This is a genomic window from Candidatus Frankia alpina (assembly GCF_902806485.1).
Taxonomy (GTDB): domain Bacteria; phylum Actinomycetota; class Actinomycetes; order Frankiales; family Frankiaceae; genus Frankia; species Frankia alpina.
The window spans coordinates 1-1,493 of the sequence record NZ_CADCWT010000460.1 but is presented as its reverse complement, the minus strand read 5'-3'; the positions used below and the strand labels follow the sequence as shown (position 1 = coordinate 1,493).

Genomic DNA, 1,493 nt, shown 5'->3' with positions numbered 1-1,493 from the left:
TTGCACATTAACCGGACCTCGCCATTATTGACAATTCTTATCGGCAATACTCCGATTCGCGATGAAATCTTTATCATTACCTGGCGGATTGCCGTCCGCAAGCTTGGTCCAGATCGCTATTTCGCTCCGCTCAATTACGCCCTCAGTCGCCTCATGTTTCACATCGTCAGGTGGCACCTTCACGCAGATATGGATGTCCTCAGGTTTACGCGTAGTCCGGTTAAGCCACTGTCCGTCAAGCCAGATGGACAGGCGGTACGAGAGATCCGCGCCTTCTACCGTCGCAACATCCAGTCTGGCTGGCGCTTCGGTGCTGCACCGCCGGAGCCGGAAACGATAGCTGCCACCGGTAGGACCCATCCAGAAAGATCCATCTGACGCCCCACCAGCACCACCTCCCCGTCGAGCTGTCCGGCGGGGAGTCCCACCAGCCCCACGCCAGACCCCCGCCAGGACAGTCCCTGCAGGGGTCTGGACACCTCCAGGCAAGATCAGCTGGGGATGTTGGTCAAACAACGGCGCGTTGTTGTCGACACCTGCCGGGTTGATCTCCTGGGTGGGGCCGTGGAGGCCGGTGGTGTCGAGGTGGTAGGCGGTGAGCAGACAGGAAACCCGCGCCCGCGGCAAGCCGACGGACGCCCCCCGCCTCGGGCGACCTCTCTCCCACGGGCGGCCCATATGCCCTGGGACGTCGAAGTGCCCCGCTGGACTGTTTCAGCGGGGCACTTCGACGTCCCAGGGCATGCTCAACTTGGCCGTTGCCCAACGTCCAGGTTCGGCCGGACGACGACCGGGGGGTCCACCAGCCCGGTGGATGACCCACTGCCGTTCAATTTGGACCAGGCAGCGTTCGACCTCCCTAACCCCCACGTGGTTCCAGCTGTAGCTGCCGAAGACTAGCGCTGCCACGACAATGGCGCTGATCATTATCCTCCGGACCCGCCAGCCGCTCCGCTTCATCTTGTCCACGCAATACCTCCGACGTAGCACACGTCAGGAAAACTCGGAGCCCATAACAACAAAACCTGCGGGCGGATAACCGTAATTACAGATACAGAATTCTGTAATTTTATGCATATAGCTCGACACCTCTAGCGATACGTCCAGTACTCACCGTTGCGAGCCTGAAAAGCTCCTCCGTGACCAGGCTCTGACCGGACCGAGGCACGTCCCTCCGCGGCCAGCGCCATGATCGCCAACACTGCGCTAGCCACTTCCAAGCCAAGGCCACCAGTACTGCGCTAGCCGCTTCCAAACAGGGGTGCACTTGCCCGTATAGGTGGACGTCCACATCCCCTTTACGTAGTGCGCGGTGTCGAAAGAACCCCCGGCCGCCACCATCCTTGCCTCGCACTGATCCACCGCGCGGGCCACCGCGCGGTGGCCCGCGACCTCAACGGTTTGGCCGGTGCCGACGCCCAGTACAGACTTTCCGTCTGGCAGGAGGTCCCAGGCATCCCTCGCGAACAGGGCGCCGCCGACAACGACGACTA

General features: G+C 61.7%; 1 protein-coding gene and 1 pseudogene. One reads left to right on the top strand and one right to left on the bottom strand.

All coding sequences use genetic code 11. From position 1 onward, the window contains the following. A pseudogene (locus G6R25_RS25690) lies at positions 1–378 on the top strand (Rieske (2Fe-2S) protein); the annotation flags it as partial. An 828-nt stretch (positions 379–1,206) separates the two neighbouring features. Here the strand turns inward: G6R25_RS25690 and G6R25_RS25685 are convergent. Next, the coding region (locus G6R25_RS25685) for a hypothetical protein (RefSeq protein ID WP_205447428.1) at positions 1,207–1,493 on the bottom strand (287 nt) is incomplete at its 5' end.